Annotated in this window: 14 protein-coding genes; 3 read left to right on the top strand and 11 right to left on the bottom strand. The window is 65.2% G+C overall.

The window, feature by feature from the left end; genetic code table 11:
* Positions 1–55 precede the first annotated feature (55 nt).
* The 11 genes from B2246_RS08660 to B2246_RS08610 all read right to left on the bottom strand — a co-directional run bounded on the left by B2246_RS08660 (position 56) and on the right by B2246_RS08610 (position 14,475).
* Positions 56–958: a transglutaminase family protein gene (locus tag B2246_RS08660; protein ID WP_286880155.1), complete on the bottom strand. Its 903-nt coding sequence runs from the start codon at positions 956–958 to the stop codon at positions 56–58.
* Positions 955–3,603, bottom strand: a complete 2,649-nt coding sequence (locus tag B2246_RS08655; RefSeq protein WP_286962627.1) for a circularly permuted type 2 ATP-grasp protein — start codon at positions 3,601–3,603, stop codon at positions 955–957. Before B2246_RS08655 ends, B2246_RS08660 begins: the two co-directional genes overlap by 4 nt.
* A 104-nt stretch (positions 3,604–3,707) precedes the next feature.
* Entirely contained in the window at positions 3,708–4,418 is a 711-nt protein-coding gene (locus tag B2246_RS08650; RefSeq protein WP_035881220.1) for a tetratricopeptide repeat protein, read from the bottom strand.
* A 138-nt stretch (positions 4,419–4,556) separates the two neighbouring features.
* Entirely contained in the window at positions 4,557–5,252 is a 696-nt protein-coding gene (gene kdpE / locus B2246_RS08645) for a two-component system response regulator KdpE (protein WP_035881219.1), read from the bottom strand.
* Between the two features lies 1 nt (position 5,253).
* A complete protein-coding gene (locus tag B2246_RS08640) occupies positions 5,254–8,157 on the bottom strand; it encodes a sensor histidine kinase (RefSeq protein WP_286880159.1) in 2,904 nt (967 codons plus the stop codon).
* Positions 8,158–8,305: 148 nt separating this feature from the next.
* A complete protein-coding gene (gene kdpC / locus B2246_RS08635; protein WP_035881217.1) occupies positions 8,306–8,917 on the bottom strand; it encodes a potassium-transporting ATPase subunit KdpC in 612 nt (203 codons plus the stop codon).
* Between the two features lie 21 nt (positions 8,918–8,938).
* Positions 8,939–11,179 carry a potassium-transporting ATPase subunit KdpB gene (gene kdpB / locus B2246_RS08630; protein ID WP_411860079.1) on the bottom strand — a complete coding sequence of 747 codons (2,241 nt, stop codon included), beginning with the start codon at positions 11,177–11,179 and terminating at the stop codon, positions 8,939–8,941.
* 18 nt (positions 11,180–11,197) lie between these two features.
* Positions 11,198–13,030: a potassium-transporting ATPase subunit KdpA gene (gene kdpA / locus B2246_RS08625; RefSeq protein WP_035881215.1), complete on the bottom strand. Its 1,833-nt coding sequence runs from the start codon at positions 13,028–13,030 to the stop codon at positions 11,198–11,200.
* On the bottom strand, positions 13,030–13,119 hold the full coding sequence (gene kdpF, locus B2246_RS08620) for a K(+)-transporting ATPase subunit F (protein ID WP_008651796.1): 90 nt from the start codon (positions 13,117–13,119) through the stop codon (positions 13,030–13,032). Before kdpF ends, kdpA begins: the two co-directional genes overlap by 1 nt.
* On the bottom strand, positions 13,119–13,280 hold the full coding sequence (locus B2246_RS08615) for a hypothetical protein (RefSeq protein ID WP_008651794.1): 162 nt from the start codon (positions 13,278–13,280) through the stop codon (positions 13,119–13,121). The genes kdpF and B2246_RS08615 overlap by 1 nt, the downstream gene beginning before the upstream one ends.
* A gap of 223 nt (positions 13,281–13,503) precedes the next feature.
* Positions 13,504–14,475 (bottom strand): magnesium and cobalt transport protein CorA, encoded by a 972-nt coding sequence (locus B2246_RS08610; protein ID WP_008651792.1) that lies wholly within the window; start codon positions 14,473–14,475, stop codon positions 13,504–13,506.
* Between the two features lie 198 nt (positions 14,476–14,673).
* Between B2246_RS08610 and minC the strand changes: the two genes are divergently transcribed.
* The 3 genes from minC to minE are packed head-to-tail and all read left to right on the top strand — an operon-like array spanning position 14,674 to position 16,653.
* The gene (minC, locus tag B2246_RS08605; protein WP_186425504.1) at positions 14,674–15,522 is read left to right on the top strand and encodes a septum site-determining protein MinC; all 849 of its coding nucleotides are present in this window, start codon (positions 14,674–14,676) and stop codon (positions 15,520–15,522) included.
* Positions 15,523–15,570: 48 nt separating this feature from the next.
* Complete coding sequence (gene minD, locus B2246_RS08600; RefSeq protein WP_008645118.1) at positions 15,571–16,383, top strand: septum site-determining protein MinD; 813 nt, start codon at positions 15,571–15,573, stop codon at positions 16,381–16,383.
* A 15-nt stretch (positions 16,384–16,398) separates the two neighbouring features.
* Positions 16,399–16,653, top strand: a complete 255-nt coding sequence (gene minE, locus B2246_RS08595) for a cell division topological specificity factor MinE (protein WP_008645119.1) — start codon at positions 16,399–16,401, stop codon at positions 16,651–16,653.
* The last annotated feature ends 331 nt before the right edge of the window (positions 16,654–16,984 follow it).

The raw sequence follows: 16,984 nt of genomic DNA, 5'->3' as shown, positions 1-16,984 counted from the left end.
TGAAGAAGCCGGTCATGCATCAAGCGTGGCCGGCTTTTTTTGCGCCTGGCGTTCGCTATGCCGACATCACCGGCACGACGCTGACCTCCACCCCCACCGTATGCTCCCCGCCCCCCACGATCACGCCATGCAGCAGCGGCACATCGCTATAGTCGCGCGCGATAGCCAGCGTCACGTGCCGCGTGTCAGCCAGCATTGCATTGGTGGGATCGAGGTCGATCCAGCCGTTCTCCGGGCACCAGACGCCGGCCCATGCATGTGAGGCATCGGCGCCCAGCAACCTCGGCTCGCCTGGCGGCGGATCGGTGCACAGATAACCGCTGACGTAGCGTGCCGGCAGGCCGATCGAGCGCAGGCAGCCGATCATCACCTGTGCGAAGTCCTGGCAGACGCCGCTGCGCAGCGCGAACGCTTCCAGCGCCGGCGTATGCACCTCCGTGATCTCGCTGTGATAGTCGAAGTCGGCGTGAATGCGATGCATCAGATCGATGGCGCCAGCCGCAACCGTCACGCCGGGCCCGAAGCTCCGGAGCGCGTAGTCGCGCAGGCTGTCATGCAATGCGACGTTGGGCGACGCATACACAAACTCCGTCTCGGGATGAAAGGGCTGGCCTGCGCGATAGCGCAGCCGCTCCGCGGCGTCTTCCCAGCGCGGGCTGCGGGCGATATCGAGCGCCTGCCAGCGCGGCTTCAGTGTGACGGTGCTGTTAGCTGTCAGCCACATCGTCTCGTGCGGCACGTCGAGCATGAAATGCAGCACGTTGTTGCCGAACCCGTCGGTGCGCATGTGCTGGTGGGACGGGGCGGGGTCCACCTCGATCGAATGGGCCCCGACGGTCTGCCACGCGCAGGATGGCGGCGTCACCACGGCACGCTGCTGCGCAAGCTCGACCGGCCATGCGTAGTGGTAGGTGGTGGTGTGGTGCACGCTGAGCGTGGTCGTGCCGATGTCGCTCATGGCAGTTCGGTTTCGATCGTCACGCCGGCGTGACTGAAGTAGCGGCCGCCGATCTCTTCGGACAACTTTGCCATGCGCGCACCAAGCTGATCGCACAGCGCCCCGAGCGTGGTCTGACGCCCCTGCCGGTTGCTCGCGCACAGCAGCGTGCGCGAAGGCAGCGCGCTGGCTGGCGGCAGCATCTCCGCCAGCGGCACACGCGTCTGCCCCGTGGCGCCGGTGGGCAGTTGCACGAGCTTGGCGCGCAAGCGATCCAGCACACCATAGATGCCGCGCGGATTGGTCGGATCGAGCACGAGCAGATCGACCAGCGCAGGTACATCGGCGCGGCCGGGAAACAGCGATCGGAACGACAACGTGCTGTCGAACAGATGCAGCAGCAGGTCCACACCACTGCGCGAGTACAACGCGCCGCTGCGCTCGGCCACTTCCAGGAACAGCGCCAGCGTGCCGAGCCGTTCAATATGGCGGCCGATGAATACCAGCCGCCACGCCACGTCGCGCGCCATGCGGTCGCCCTGTGCGCCGCTTATCGCGCCAAGCTGCATCGACAGGTGCTCGAGCGCTGCCAGCACCTTCGAGCGATCGTAAGCGCCCTCCCCCGCCGATGGACCATCCGGGCAGGCTGCCTGCATCGCATCGCGAAAGTCATTACGCGCGGCCAATATCGTGCGCCAGTGATCGTTCGAGAGCCGATTGCGGATCTCGTTGGCCGCGCCGGCATGGCTGGCGAGCGTCGGGCCCAGCCCTGAATCCGCGTCGGGGTTGGCCAGCGTGGAAACGAGGGCATGTTCGAACGCTCGCAACGATGTTCGCGGCGATGGCGTCTGCGGCGGCACCAGCCCGAACCATGTTGCCAGGTCGCCGATCATCGTCAGCGTGCCGTCGTCGGTTTCGTCGTTCGATTCGATCGAACCGAGGATCTGCCGGCACAGACGTACAAGGTTCTCTGCGCGCTCGGCGTAGCGGCCCGCCCAGTACAGGTTCTCGGCCGCGCGGCTCGACACCGTCAGCTGCCGGGCAAGCGCCGATCCTGTCGTTGCGCTCATCGCCGCCAACCCGGCGCGCGCCGAGGTCAGCGGCACCGCGTGCGTCGGCTGGCTCGACAGCACCCACGTGTCGGCACTGGTGCCGCCGATCTGCATCGATACCGCCTCGCGATGCGGCGGGGCCAGACGCGTGAATCCGCCCGGCATCACCTGCCAGCCGCCATTGCCATCGGCAATCGCATAAACCCGCAGCATGGCCGGGCGCGAGCCAATGCGGCCGCCGCCATGGCCGTCGGGTTCCCAGCACGGCATATGCGAGAGCGGCAGCGGCGCCTGCACGGTATAGCGATCGGGCGACGCGTCGATGCGCGCGCGCCAGTCCGCCAGTTTCTGCAACCCCTGCTCCATGCCAAGCGGCGCGTCTGCAGGCGTGCGCGGATAGGTGGGCATCACGAACGCTTCGTCGAGCAGACCCAGTGCCTCCTGCCACGCCGGCGCCTCGCCGCACCACCAGCTTGACACCGCCGGCAGGACCAGCGGTTCGCCGAGCAACGCCTGCGCCACGCCGGGCAGGAAACCGTGGATCGCGGGCGACTCGAGAAAGCCGGAGCCCGGCACGTTCGACACCATCACATTGCCCGCACGCATCGCTTCGAGCAGGCCCGGCACGCCGATCATCGAGTCGCCGCGCAGTTCGAGGGGGTCGCAGAAAACATCGTCGAGGCGACGCAGGATCACGTCCACGCGCTCCAGACCGCCGAACGTCTTCAGATAGACCACGTCATTGCGCACGGTCAGGTCCTTGCCTTCGACCAGCGTGATGCCGAGATAGCGCGCCAGGAACGTGTGCTCGAAGAACGTCTCGTTGTATGGCCCCGGCGATAGCAGCACGATCTGCCGCCCCGTCTGCAAGGGTCTGGGGCTGCCGGGCTCGCCCGTCTGCGGCGTCAACGGCGTCAGCGGCGCCAGCGCGAGTGTGGAGATCAGCTGGGCGAACGCCTGCGGGAGCCGCCGCACACGCATCTCGCGGAACGCCTCGGCGAACTGGCCCGAGACGATCAGGCGATTTTCGAGCGCATAGCCCATGCCAGACGGTGTCTCCGTCCGATGCGCAATCACGGTCCAGCCATTCGCGGTATGGACGAGGTCCACCGCCACGGTCTGCAGGTAGCTGCCACCCGGCGGCCGGTACCCCTTTAGCGGCCGCATGTAGCCGGGATGCCCGTAGACGAGCCCCGGTGGCAGCAGGCCGCGCTTGAGCAGCAACTGTGGGCCGTAGATGTCGGCCATGATCGCGTTGGCCAACGTCGCGCGCTGCGCCACGCCGGCTTCGATAATGGCCCAGTCCTGCTCCGGCACCAGAAGCGGAAACACTTCGAGTTGCCACGCGCGCGCGCCATCGCCCTGGTCGGCACGGATGTTGTACGTGACGCCGTTCTGGCGAATCTGCCGCGCCACGGCGGTCGCGTGGGCATTGAGTACGTCTGGCGGTGGATCGCCGAGTACCGAGAAGAAGCGGGCCCAGCATTCGCGCAACGCGCCATCGGGCAAGCGCAACTCGTCGAGGTGGCCGTCCGGCACGGGCAACGCCAGTCGCCCAGCCATCAGGGCAGGCGCATCGGGTCCTTCAAGAGGCAGTGACGACTGCGAGGGCAAGGGCTACGGTCTCCGGGATGCATCGGCGCAATGCGCAGCGAGTATGACAGGATCGGCGCCCACGTCGCTCACGCCGCGCATGCCGGGCATATCACGCATATCGCTCACATCGGGCCCTTCGCGGGCTGCGCGCCCTCGTCCTGCAGCGAACGCAGCTTGGCCAGCGCGCCCGGATCGCCATGCGCGGCAGCGCGGGCGTACCAGAGCTTGGCCTGTTCGATATCGCGATCCACCACGCCCGGATACCCGCGCTCGTAGTAGCTGGCGACGATGTACTGCGCGCCTTCGTCGCCGGCTGCGGCGGCCTTGCTGTACCAGTGGAACGCGCGACCGTAGTCGAGGGGCACGCCCCGACCGGTGAAGTAATTGGTGGCGAGCGCCACCTGCGCCTGCACATGCCCCCCCTGCGCCGCGAGTTCATACCAGCGGTTGGCCTCGGGCAGCGATTTCGGCACCACGTCACCGCGTTCGTACAGATCGCCGAATGTGAACTGCGCGTGGGTCATCTGGTTGTCTGCCGCGCGGCGCAGCCAGACCAGCGCCTCCTGCGGCTTCGCCGGCGTGCCTTCGCCACGCAGCAACATCATCGCGTAGTCGAACTGGGCCAGCCGATTGCCTTTCTGCGCGGCCGCGGCAAAGCCCTGGATCGCCACATCGAAATTGCCAGCCTCGTAGGCGGCCACCGCCGCCTGGGTCTGTTCCTGTGCCGGTTGCGGTCGCTCGGTTGCCGCGTAAACACTCAATCCGGACAGGGCGCAGGCCAGCGCCAGTGCAACGACGGACTGGCGGATCGTTGGGGCGGCAAGTTGCGACATGGCTGGCTCCGATCCGGCTAGGCGCGTCTGGGGGTGTTTGATTCAGTGTAGTGGGCGATCCGTGGGAATAGATATGTCGATGAAAAATTATCGACTCAGATTAATCGCCATTATTATTCTTCATACTTATAATTTAGCTCAGCCGGCGAACCGATATCCGACGCCCACCTCTGTCAGCAGATGCGCGGGCTGGGCCGGATCGACCTCGAGCTTGTGGCGCAGGTGGCCCATATAGACCCGCAGGTAGTGGCTGCTCTCCGAGTGCGAGGGGCCCCAGACCTCGCGCAGCAGTTCCCGGTGCGTCATGACCTTGCCACGATGGGCGATCAGCACGGCCAGCAGGCGGTACTCGATCGGCGTCAGATGCACCTGATCGTCGCCGCGCATGACGAGCCGGTTGGCCAGGTCCACGCGCACGTCGCCGAACGTGATCTGGGGCGTGCCCTGGGGATTCGCCTTGGCGTGCCGGCGCAACAGCACGCGCACGCGCGCCACCAGCTCACCGACGCCGAACGGCTTGGTCAGGTAGTCGTCCGCGCCCGCATCGAGCGCGGCGATCTTGTCGGCTTCGCCAGTGCGCGCCGATAGCACCAGCACGGGCACCTCGGTCCAGGTACGCATCTCGCGGATCAGTGTCATGCCATCGCCATCAGGCAGGCCGAGGTCCAGGATCACCACATCCGGCTGGCGCGTGCCGGCGTCGATCAGGCCGCGCTTGAGCGTATCGGCCTCGTGCACCGTACAGCCCTCGGACTGCAGCGATTCACGCACGAAGCGGCGGATGTGGGGTTCGTCCTCGACCAGCAACACGGTCGGCGAATAATCGAAAGGCATGTCAGTGATGATCCGGAATGGGTTCGTCCAGCGACTCGGGCTCAATGGCCGGTGGATTGCCGCGCGGCAGCGCCAGCGTGAATCGCGAACCATGTGGATGGGCGGCCTCCACCCAGATGCGACCGCCATGGGCCTGCATGATCGCCTCGCAGACAGCCAGGCCGAGCCCGACGCCGGAGGTGGCCGATTCGCGTTCGCCACGCGTGAATTTCTCGAAGATGTAGCGCTCCTGGCCCGACGGCACGCCCGGGCCTTCGTCTTCCACTGACAGTTGCACCTCGTCGCCCACCACCGCGCCGCGGATGCGGATGGCGGTGCCTGCCGGCGTGTACTTTGCCGCGTTCTCCAGCAGGTTGCACAGCACACGCTCCATCAGCACATCGTCGCACTCCACCAGCGGCAACTCCGCAAGATTCATCACCTCCACATGGTGCCGACCGAGCACGTCGCGCATCGACGCCAGCGCCGCGCCAATCAGTTCCTCAAGCGATTGCCAGCCGCGCTTGAGCGCCAGGTCGTGATGCTGCAGGCGCGCCATGTCGAGCAGGTTGACGACCATCGTGCGCATCCGTTGCGCCTGAACGCGCATTGCCTCGACCGTCTCCGCGACGCTGGCCGGCAGCGGCGTCTCTGCACGCTGCAGCGTTTCGGCCATGCCGATCAGCCCGGTCAGCGGCGTGCGCAGATCATGCGACACCGCGGCCAGCAGCGAACTGCGCAGCCGTTCCGACTCGATCGACACCAGCGCGCGCTGCGCCACGTCGACGTAATGGATACGCTCGATCGCGATCGCGATCAGCGTGGCAAAGACATCGGCCTGACGACGCAATGCCGGGTCCGCCAGCGCCCGCCACGCGCGCGGCTCCACGGCCAGCACGCCGCGCGTCTGCATCGGCGCCTTCAGCGGCAGATACAGCACCGTGCTGCCGGGTAGCGTGTGCGTCCCCGTACCCGCGGGCTGACCGTGATCGAACACCCATTGCGCCAACACCTTGTCGATGGCATCGCCTTTGCCTGTCCGCGGCTCCGGTGTCTTTTCTCCGCCGGCCATCGGCATGAGCCGTCCGTTCTCTGCGACGAGGAAGAACGTGCCGTCCGCGTCAAAGGCGGCACGCAGGAAGCGACCACCGATCTCGACAATCTGCTGCGCCGTCAGCGCAGCGGACAGCTCGCGCGCCAGCTCATAGAGCGTGCGCGCATCGGTTTCACGCCGCACGGACACCTGAGCCTGCTCGCGCAGTCCCGCCGTAAGCTGGCCGATCACCAGACCAACCGCCAGCAGCACGAAGAACGTCAGCAGGTACTGCACGTCGCTGACGGCGAACGACATTCTGGGCGGCACGAAGAAGAAGTCGAACGCCGCCACCGAAATCACCGATGCCAATGCCGCCGGTCCCCGGCCATGACGCAACGCCACGCCTACCACGGCAACCAGGAACAGCATCGCGATATTGACCAGGTCGAACCAGGGTCTGGTCAGCGTCGACAGGAACGTCGCCGCCATGCACCAGACCACGGCCCAGCCATAGTTAAGACGGCGCACGCGGGCAAGCTCGGCTTCAGCCTCCGCATCGTGCGCCGCGGTGGATAGCCCTTCCTGCGCTCGCGGACGCAGGTCCGCCCGTGTGGAGTCGGCCGCCACGCGGATCACGTCGATCTCCGGGCAACCCGCCGCCAGCGCATCGGCGAACATCTGCCGGCCGAACAGCCGGTTGCCGACACCAAGCATCGGCGACAGCGCGCGGGCCAGCAAGGCACGCCCCTTGTCGATCCAGTTTCCTCGCGCATACCAGTCGGCAGGGGCGCGGCCAAGCAGCACCTTGGTCAGGTTGTGGCGTCGCACGTAGCCTGCCACCGCCTTGACCATGTCGTTGCCGGCGAGCGTCTCCGTACGGGCCCCCAGTTCCTCTGCCAATTGCATGGCGGCGCGCATGCGCGCGCGGACCTCGTTGGAAGGCGGCATCAACTGGGGCGTGGCGATTGTCACCACATGCCAGTCGCAATCGAGCTGGCCCGCCAGACGCTGCGCGCTGCGCACCACCTGCTCGGCATCGTCGCCGGTGCCGATGCACGCCACGAGGGCTTCGCGCGTGCGCCAGACCAGATCGATCGATTCGGCATGTCGATACGCGCGCACATCGTCGTCGACGCGATCGGCGGTCCGCCGCAACGCGAGTTCGCGCAGCGCGATCAGGTTGCCTTTGCGGAAGAAATTGCGTGCGGCGTGGCGCGCCTGATCGGGCAGGTAGACCTTGCCCTCGCGCAACCGGCGCAGCAGCTCATCGGCGGGCAGGTCCACCAGTACCACTTCGTCGGCGCCGTCGAACACCGCATCGGGCACGGTCTCCCAGACGCGCACACCGGTGATGCCACCCACGGCCTGATTGAGGCTGTCCAGGTGCTGCACATTGACCGTGGTCCAGACGTCGATGCCCGTGGCCTGCAGTTCCTGGATGTCCTGCCAGCGTTTCGGGTGCCGGCTGCCCGCGGCATTCGAATGCGCGAGTTCATCGACCAGAATCAGCGCGGGGCGTCGGGCCAGCGCGCCGTCGAGATCGAACTCCGCCAGAACGCGGTCCCGATACGGAACCTCGCGCAGCGGCAGTCGCTCGAGTCCATCGAGCAGAGCCTCGGTCTCGGCGCGGCCATGTGTCTCGACCACGCCGACCACCACGTCCACGCCCTGTTCGCGCAACGCGCGCGCGGCGCCCAGCATGGCGAAGGTCTTGCCAACGCCGGCCGACGCGCCGAAGTACACGCGCAGTTTGCCGCGAGCGGCACGCGCGCGCTCCGCCTGCATGCGTTGCAGCAGGGCGTCGGGGTCCGGGCGGGTGTCTGGATCGGTCATCGGCAACGGCGGTTGGTGGCGATGATTGTGCCACGCAGGCGATTGCCATGCGTACATGCGTCTGTCCCCAACTCCACACACGGGAGGGCGGGGCAAACCATCAGCGTTTCACAGGCCTTCAGCGTTCCCCCCGCTCCCGCCTGCGCGGGCAGGGCAAGGGCGAGGGGAAGACGGAGGGCAAACCAGGTATCAACGGCCACCAGATCTATTTCAGCCCATCCAGCGCCAGGTTCAGCGCAAGCACATTGACCACCGGCTCGCCAAGCACCGCCAGACCAGGGTCTTGGGTATTGGCGGCGATCAGCGCCTCGACCTTCTCTAATGACACGCCGCGCAACCGCGCCACGCGGGCGGCCTGGTACTGCGCCGCTGCCGGGCTGATATGCGGATCGAGACCGCTACCAGACGCCGTCACCAGATCCACCGGAACCGGCGCCTTGTTGTCCGGGTCCGCTTCCCTGAGCGCATCTATACGTGCTTTAGCGGCGTCCGTCAGCGCCGGATTGGTCGGCCCCAGGTTTGAGCCGCCCGACGCCGTGCCGTTGTAAGGCATCGGCGCCGTAGCCGACAGGCGGCCCCAGAAGTACTTCGGGTCCGAGAACGGCTGGCCGATCAGTTCGGAACCGACCGTCTTGCCATCCTTGACGATCAGCGAGCCCGCTGCCTGATGCGGAAACACCGCGCGCGCAATGCCGGTGACAACGCCGGGATAGAGCAGGCCGGTCACCACCGACAGCACGATGAAAACAGTCAGCGCCGGGCGCAACAGCCCAGTCTGACGCGGCACCTGCGCGACGGTATTGCTTTGTGTAGTCATTTGCGATTCTCCTTGCGATGCTCAGACCCAGCCGAACATCGTCAGCAACATGTCGATCAGCTTGATCCCGACGAACGGCACCACGATGCCACCCAGGCCATAGATCAGCAGATTGCGGCGCAGCAGCACCGCCGCGCCCAGCGGGCGGTACACCACGCCGCGCAACGCCAGCGGAATCAGCGCGACGATGATGAGCGCATTGAAGATCACCGCGGACATGATGGCCGAGCCCGGTGTCGACAGGCCCATCACGTTGAGCAGATTGAGCTGCGGATAGGTGGTGGCGAACGCGGCCGGGATGATGGCGAAATACTTGGCCACGTCGTTGGCCACGCTGAACGTGGTCAACGACCCGCGCGTCATCAGCATCTGCTTGCCGATCTCTACGATCTCGATCAGCTTGGTTGGATTGCTGTCCAGGTCGACCATATTGCCGGCCTCGCGCGCGGCCTGCGTGCCGCTGTTCATCGCCACGGCCACATCGGCCTGCGCCAGCGCCGGGGCATCGTTGGTACCGTCGCCGGTCATCGCCACAAGACGCCCTTCGCTCTGGTACTCGCGAATCAGCGCCAGCTTTGCCTCTGGCGTGGCCTCGGCGAGGAAATCGTCGACACCGGCCTCGGCCGCGATCGACGCGGCGGTCAACCGGTTGTCGCCGGTGATCATCACCGTGCGGATGCCCATCTTGCGCAGTTCGACAAAGCGCTCGCGGATACCGGCCTTGACGATGTCCTTGAGCTCGATCACACCGAGCACTCGCACCGATTCCTCGGTGCCCTGCGCGATGGATTCCGCCACCACCAGCGGCGTGCTGCCGGCGCGCGCCACATCGTCGACGGCCTGCATCACCACATCGGGGAACTTGCCCGCGCGCTCGGTCACGTAACGGCGTACCGCATCGGCCGCGCCCTTGCGCACGCTGCGCACGATCTGGCCATTGGCCACGTCGACACCGCTCATGCGCGTCTGCGCGGTGAACGGCACGAACACCGGCGCCGCCAGTCCCCGCTCGCCCATCTCCGGCGCGCTCACGTCTGACTGCTGGCGTGCCAGCACAACGATGCTGCGGCCTTCCGGCGTTTCATCGGCCAGCGACGACAGCCACGCGGCCTCGGCGAGCTGACGCTCGGTAACGCCGGGCGCGCAGATAAAGCGCGAAGCCTGGCGATTGCCATGTGTGATCGTGCCGGTCTTGTCGAGCAGCAGCACGTCGACATCGCCCGCCGCTTCCACCGCGCGGCCCGACGTGGCAATCACGTTCGCTTCCATCATGCGGCTCATACCGGCTACGCCGATGGCTGACAGCAGGCCACCGATCGTGGTCGGAATCAGGCAGACCAGCAGCGCCACGAGCACCGTCACCGAGACCGGCACGCCGGCCTTGGCCACCAGCACCGCGTAGAGCGAATACGGCTGCAGCGTGGCTGTGGCCAGCAACAGCACCAGCGTGAGACCCACCAGCAGAATCGTCAGCGCGAGTTCGTTCGGTGTCTTCTGGCGCTTGGCGCCTTCGACCATGCTGATCATGCGGTCGATGAAGCTCTCGCCTGGGTTGGCCGTGATGCGCACGATGATCCAGTCCGACAGCACACGCGTGCCACCAGTGACCGACGAGAAGTCGCCACCCGACTCACGGATCACCGGCGCCGATTCGCCAGTGATAGCGCTTTCATCGACCGACGCCACGCCCTCGATGACTTCGCCATCGCCCGGGATCATGTCGCCCGCCTCGACGAGCACGACATCGCCCTTGCGCAGTTCTGTGGCCGCACGCTGCTCGGTGGCCCCCTGCGCGCGCGCATCCCGCGCATCCCGATAGCCGGCGCGCACCACGCGTGCCATGGTGGTGGTCTTGAGTCCGCGCAGCGCGGCGGCCTGCTGCTTGCTGCGACCTTCAGCCAGGGCTTCGGCGAAGTTCGCGAACAGTACCGTGAACCAGAGCCATACCGTTACGGCCAGGATGAAGCCGGCCGATTCGCCACCCGGCGTCGGGTGCAGCCAGGCACGCACGCACAGGATCGACGTCAGGATGCTGCCGGCGTAGACCACGAACATCACCGGGTTGCGCAACTGATCGCGTGGATTCAGCTTGCGGAAGGCATCGACGATGGCCGGCTTCACCAGCTCGGGCGACATCATGCCGCGCGAAGGACGCGGATGGCCTGGCAGGCCCCCGCCTGTCATCACCGTGGAACCCGGTGCCGGATTGCGCGACGCCGTGCCGGCAGCGCTGGAGCGTGTCGCGGTGGATTGTTGTTGCATGTGCGATTCTCCGCAGGATTACTTCGCAGCCGCGGTCACCGCCGCGGGCTGCAGTTGCTCCGCCACGGGCCCGAGGGCCAGTGCCGGCACATAGGTCAGCGCGCCAACCAGCAGCACCGAACCCACGAGCAAAACGATGAACAGCGGGCCATGTGTCGGCATGGTGCCGGCTGTGACTGGCGTACGGCGCTTGGCAGCCAGCGAACCGGCCATCGCCAGCACCGGCACGATGATCCAGAAACGTCCGAACCACATGGCCGCGGCCAGAAGCGTGTTATAGAACGGTGTGTTGGCGGAAAGGCCGGCGAACGCGCTGCCGTTGTTGTTCGACGCCGACGACAGCGCATACAGGATCTCGGAGAAGCCGTGCGTGCCCGGATTGAACACGCCGGCGCGACCCGGCTCCAGCATCACCGCGATGGCGGTACCCACAAGCACGAGCAGCGGTGTGACCAGGATCGCCACGGCAGTCATCTTCATCTCGTAGGCCTCGATTTTCTTGCCGAGGTACTCGGGCGTGCGTCCGATCATCAGGCCCGCGATAAACACAGCCAGCACGGCGTACACGAGCATCCCGTAGAGGCCCGAGCCCACGCCGCCAAACACGACTTCACCCAGTTGCATCAGCAGCATCGGCACCAGGCCGCCAATCGCCGTGAACGAGTCGTGCATGGCGTTGACCGCGCCGCACGAAGCGGCGGTCGTGATCGTGGCGAACAGCGAAGTGGCCGATATGCCGAAGCGCACTTCCTTGCCTTCCATATTGCCGCCTGCCTGCAGTGCGGACGCGGCATGGTCAATCGGCAGAGACGACAGCGCCGCCGTGATGTGCTGCTCGGAAGCCATCGCCGCCACGGCCATCACGACAAATATCACCGTCATCGAGGCCAGCACGGCCACGCCCTGGCGCCGGTCCCGCACCATCTCGCCAAACGTGAAGCACAGGGCGGCCGGGATCAGGAAGATCGCCAACATCTCGATGAAATTGGACAACGGCGTCGGGTTCTCATACGGATGCGCCGAGTTCGCGTTGAAGAAGCCGCCACCATTGGTGCCGAGCATCTTGATCGCTTCCTGCGAGGCCACGGGCCCCATCGCCAGCGTTTGCGTGGTCGTCCTCATCGCCTCTGTCACGGGCTTGCCTTGCGGGTCGAGCACGGGCTGGCCCGCCGCATCGACCTTGGGCTGCGTGTACTCGACCGCCGTGACGAGATTCGCGTCCTTGTAGCCGTCGAAGTTCTGGATCACGCCCTGGCTGACCAGCAGCAGCGCGGTGATCACAGACAGCGGCAGCAGCACGTAGAGCGTGGTGCGCGTGATATCGACCCAGAAGTTGCCAATCGTGGCCGAGGTATGGCGCGCGAAGCCACGGATCAGAGCGAAGACCACGGCAATGCCAGTGGCTGCGGAGACGAAGTTCTGGACCGTCAGGGCCAGCATCTGCGTCAGGTAGCTCATCGTCGACTCGCCGCTGTAGCCTTGCCAGTTCGTATTGGTGACAAAGCTGATGGCGGTGTTGAACGACGAATCGGGCGAGACCGCGCCAAACGCCTGCGGATTCAGTGGCAGCAAACCCTGCACGCGCTGGAGCGCGTAGACGGCGATCACGCCGATCACGTTGAAGACGAGCACCGCAATGGCGTATTGCTTCCAGCCCATTTCGGCATCGGCACGCACACCGGCCACGCGATACAGCACGCGCTCGATGGGCCGCCCCCAGGCGGTCAGGCTGAAGTTGCCCTCCTCGACGGCACGGCGCATGTAGCGGCCCAGAAATGGGCCCACCACGAACAGGATGGCCAGAAACAGAACCAGCAGTCCGAGAAATTGAGTGAAGTGCGGTGTCGACATCAGAATTTCTCCGGCCGGAACAGCGCAATGAGCAGGTAAATGAAGAGCGCGGCGGCCAGGCCGGCGCTAAGCAGGTCAGTCCATTCCATTACTGCCCCCTGTTGTCGGCGGCTGGCCTGGAATCGGCAGCGGCGGCTTCGCCGTTACCTCGACTGGCCGGCGGATTGGCGCCAAGCGCGGCGCAAAGAGCCAGCAGCGCGCCCGTCAACGCGCCGAAGGCCAGCAATACAAGGAAGTAGATCCCGTCCATGACTTGTGCAGGCGATAACACCTGACTGAGTGATTTACGGATAGCAGGTTAGGGATCGGGGGGTAAAAACGGGGTAGAGAGGCGGGAGGGGGGTGTAAACGAAATATAAAAATGCAGGAGGCCAGCAACAGCCAGCGCTCGAAGGCTGTTCTGCCGATGTCTTCAGGAGGAGGATCTCCCCACTCCGGCACGCGGGAGAAGGGAAATCATGGCGACGAAACCGTCAGATCCAGCCCGCGCGGTGCAGCTTGCGCCAGAGAAAGCTGCACGCGGCCGCCGTGAAGCCGATCACCACGGGATACGCGTAGTGGAACTTCAGTTCCGGCATGAAGTTGAAGTTCATGCCATAAAGCGAGAACACGACGGTAGGCACCGCCAGAATCGCACCCCACCCGGCCAGCCGCTTGACCACCTCGTTCTGCGTCACGGTAACCAGCGCCAGGTTGACCTGGACGGCCGTCGTCAGCATCTCTCGTACCACGTCGAGTGTGCGCACAACGCGGCTGCTGTGGTCCTGGATATCGCGGAAGTACGCGCGCAGGTCCTTTGGCACAAGGTCTTCATGCAGGCGGATCAACTGGCTGCAGATGTCTTCGACCGGATAGACCACGTTGCGCAGGCGCAAGACCTGATGCTTGACCTTATAGAGACGCTCGATGGCCGCGCGATCGAACTCGTCGTGGAAGATGTCCTGCTCCAGCGCCTCGAAGGCTTCTTCGAGCCGGGTCACGATCGGCAGGTAGTGATCGACGATGTAGTCCATCAACGCATAGAGCACGAACCCCGTGCCATGCGCCATGCCGCGCGGGTCTTCCTCGCAGCGTTCGCGCACCGGCGTGTAGGTGGAACTGGCGCCATGCCGCACCGAAACTACGTAGTTCGGGCCGACATACAGATGCGTCTCACCCACCACCACTTCGTCGTCGACCAGGCGCGCGGTACCCAGCACCACGAACACCGAGTCACCGTAGGCCTCGATCTTGGGGCGCTGATGTGGCTCCAGCGCGTCCTCCACGGCCAGGTCGTGCAGACCGAACGCCTGCTGCACCTTGCGCAGCAGCGGCAGGTCTGGTTCGTGCAGCCCCAGCCAGACGAAGGTGCCGGGCTCGGCCAGCGCTCTGGCAATGCCGTCGAACTCCACATCTCCGACCTTTCTGCCTTCGCGATAGGCCGCGCAGTTAACGATGGCTCCCATGGATGCTCCGTACTTGAGGACGTGCAATCGTAACAAGCCGAGGCATTTGATGTGAACCATCCCCGCCATCACCACTTTTTGACATGCGGCTGGCGCGCCCGTGGTCCGCATCGGCCACCTGGGGCTGGCCGTCCGACATTTGTTACAGTTCCCCGGAGATACGACGTTAGAATGTGGCATTTCCACGGTCACCCGGCTATGTCTCAGAAGAAATCGCCACGCTTCGAGCTGCGCAGTGGCAACGTCGACGCCCTCCTTCTCGCTCTCAATACCGCCGATCTGGACGCGGTGCGGGACGACCTCCTCTCCCGCTTCGAGTCAACCCCCGATTTCTTTTCCGATGACGTCGTCGCGCTGGACCTGCGCCGCCTGGAAGGTGACGGGGCGCTGGCGCTGGACCGTGTGATCGACACCCTGGCCACCCTCAGGGCCCGTGCCATCGGCGTGGTGGCCCGTGCCGACCAGCGCGACTGGGCCGGCGGCTTCGGCCTGCCGCTGCTGGACAGCCAGAGCCGGCGTGGCGGCAAGGACGAGGCCCCGAAGGAGAAGGCGGGCAACCCCGAATCCGCGACGGCAGGCGGACAGGCGGGCGCCGAGGCGACCAGGAACACCGGCAAGGGCAAGGACAGCGAGGGCGCCGTCGTCAACGGCAAGGCCTCGGAAATCGCCGAGATCATGGCGGCCGCGAACGCGGCTTCCGCCCCCCGCGCAATCCCCACGCTGCTGATCGACAAGCCGCTGCGCTCGGGCCAGCAGATCTACGCCCAGGGCGACGTGGTGATCCTGGATCTGGTCAGCTACGGCGCCGAAGTCATCGCCGAAGGCAATATCCATATCTATGCCCCGCTGCGCGGCCGCGCGCTGGCGGGTGTCAAGGGTAATCCCGATGCGCGCATCTTCTGCACGTGCCTGGAGCCCGAACTGATTTCCATCGCCGGCATCTATCGGACCGCGGAGCAGACACTCCCGGCCGACGTGCTCGGCAAGTCGGCACAGGTTCGCCTGGCCGACGAAAAGCTGATCCTTGAACCGCTGCGCATGAAGTAACGGCAGCACGCAAACGAACGAATTCCACTCATACCGGACCATAGAGCCATGGCAAAAATCATCGTAGTGACCTCCGGCAAGGGGGGCGTTGGCAAGACCACCACCAGCGCGAGTTTCGCCGCCGGTCTGGCCCTGCGTGGCCACAAGACTGCCGTGATCGATTTCGACGTCGGCCTGCGCAACCTCGACCTGATCATGGGCTGCGAGCGTCGCGTGGTGTATGACCTGATCAACGTGGTGCAGGGCGAAGCGAACCTGCACCAGGCGCTGATCAAGGACAAGAAGTGCGAAAACCTGTTCATCCTGCCGGCGTCGCAGACGCGCGACAAGGAAGCGCTGACGCGCGAGGGCGTGGAGAAGGTCATCAACGACCTGAAGGAAATGGGCTTCGAGTACATCATCTGCGACTCGCCGGCCGGCATCGAGACGGGCGCGCTGATGGCGATGTATTTCGCTGACGAGGCGCTGATCGTGACCAACCCCGAGGTATCGTCGGTACGCGATTCGGACCGCATTCTCGGCATCCTGTCGTCGAAGACCAAGCGCGCCAGCGAAGGTGAGCCGATCAAGGAACACCTGCTGATCACGCGCTACAACCCCAAGCGCGTGCACGGTGGCGAGATGCTGTCGCTCACCGATATTCAGGAAATCCTGCGCATCAAGCTGATCGGCGTGGTTCCGGAATCGGAGGCGGTGCTCCATGCCTCCAACCAGGGCACGCCGGCGATCCACCTGGAAGGCACCGATGTCGCCGATGCCTACGGCGACATCGTGGACCGCTTCCTGGGCAAGGACAAGCCGCTGCGTTTTACCGATTATCAGAAGCCGGGGCTGTTCTCGCGCATCTTCGGCAACAAATAAGGAGGGCTCATCCACATGTCGATCCTGTCCTTCCTGCTGGGAGAGAAGAAGAAATCCGCATCGGTCGCCAAGGAGCGCCTGCAGATCATTCTCGCCCATGAACGTTCGGGCCATTCGGCGCCGGCCGATTACCTGCCGGCCCTTCAGCGCGAGCTGGTGGCCGTGATTTCGAAGTACGTCAAGATCAGCGATCAGGACCTGCGCGTCAGCCTGGAGCGCCAGGACAACCTCGAGGTTCTCGAGGTCAAGATAGAAATTCCACAAGCCTGAGATCGAGGCTGTGGGTAATTCCAAAGTAAATCCGCGATAAATCCGCGGCATTTTCTTCTAAGGGAAAACCCGCATTTTTGATTAGATTATTGCAGCGCAGCAGTCGTATTCCACGACTGCTGCGCTGTGCTCCGCACTTCCGTTTATCCCCCTGTTTTTCGTTGCCCTGTCGTTGCCCGTTCGTGCCCTGCACCAGAACGGCGCGTGCTGCTGCGCACCATTTTCAGCGTTCAGAGGCATTGTGTAGCGGCAAACCAACGGAATTGCACCAAATCCCCTCCTGAAGCACTGCTCTTGCTTGGTTTTATGTCAAGGCTAAGTTGAAATGTCC

The organism is Cupriavidus sp. UBA2010, from assembly GCF_002335265.1.
In the GTDB taxonomy this organism is placed as follows: Bacteria; Pseudomonadota; Gammaproteobacteria; order Burkholderiales; family Burkholderiaceae; genus Cupriavidus; species Cupriavidus metallidurans.
Note: the sequence above shows the minus strand (reverse complement) of the source record. Positions and strands in the feature narration are given on the sequence as shown.

What these genes read in the sequence shown, in the direction of transcription:
- B2246_RS08650 (WP_035881220.1), bottom strand. Translation starts at nt 4,418, where the DNA reads ATGTCGCAACTTGCCGCCCCAACGATCCGCCAGTCCGTCGTTGCACTG.
- kdpA (WP_035881215.1), bottom strand. Translation starts at nt 13,030, where the DNA reads ATGTCGACACCGCACTTCACTCAATTTCTCGGACTGCTGGTTCTGTTT.
- kdpE (WP_035881219.1), bottom strand. Translation starts at nt 5,252, where the DNA reads ATGCCTTTCGATTATTCGCCGACCGTGTTGCTGGTCGAGGACGAACCC.
- B2246_RS08615 (WP_008651794.1), bottom strand. Translation starts at nt 13,280, where the DNA reads ATGGACGGGATCTACTTCCTTGTATTGCTGGCCTTCGGCGCGTTGACG.
- kdpB (WP_411860079.1), bottom strand. Translation starts at nt 11,179, where the DNA reads ATGCAACAACAATCCACCGCGACACGCTCCAGCGCTGCCGGCACGGCG.
- minC (WP_186425504.1), top strand. Translation starts at nt 14,674, where the DNA reads ATGTCTCAGAAGAAATCGCCACGCTTCGAGCTGCGCAGTGGCAACGTC.
- B2246_RS08640 (WP_286880159.1), bottom strand. Translation starts at nt 8,157, where the DNA reads ATGTACGCATGGCAATCGCCTGCGTGGCACAATCATCGCCACCAACCG.
- kdpF (WP_008651796.1), bottom strand. Translation starts at nt 13,119, where the DNA reads ATGGAATGGACTGACCTGCTTAGCGCCGGCCTGGCCGCCGCGCTCTTC.
- minE (WP_008645119.1), top strand. Translation starts at nt 16,399, where the DNA reads ATGTCGATCCTGTCCTTCCTGCTGGGAGAGAAGAAGAAATCCGCATCG.
- minD (WP_008645118.1), top strand. Translation starts at nt 15,571, where the DNA reads ATGGCAAAAATCATCGTAGTGACCTCCGGCAAGGGGGGCGTTGGCAAG.
- kdpC (WP_035881217.1), bottom strand. Translation starts at nt 8,917, where the DNA reads ATGACTACACAAAGCAATACCGTCGCGCAGGTGCCGCGTCAGACTGGG.
- B2246_RS08610 (WP_008651792.1), bottom strand. Translation starts at nt 14,475, where the DNA reads ATGGGAGCCATCGTTAACTGCGCGGCCTATCGCGAAGGCAGAAAGGTC.
- B2246_RS08660 (WP_286880155.1), bottom strand. Translation starts at nt 958, where the DNA reads ATGAGCGACATCGGCACGACCACGCTCAGCGTGCACCACACCACCACC.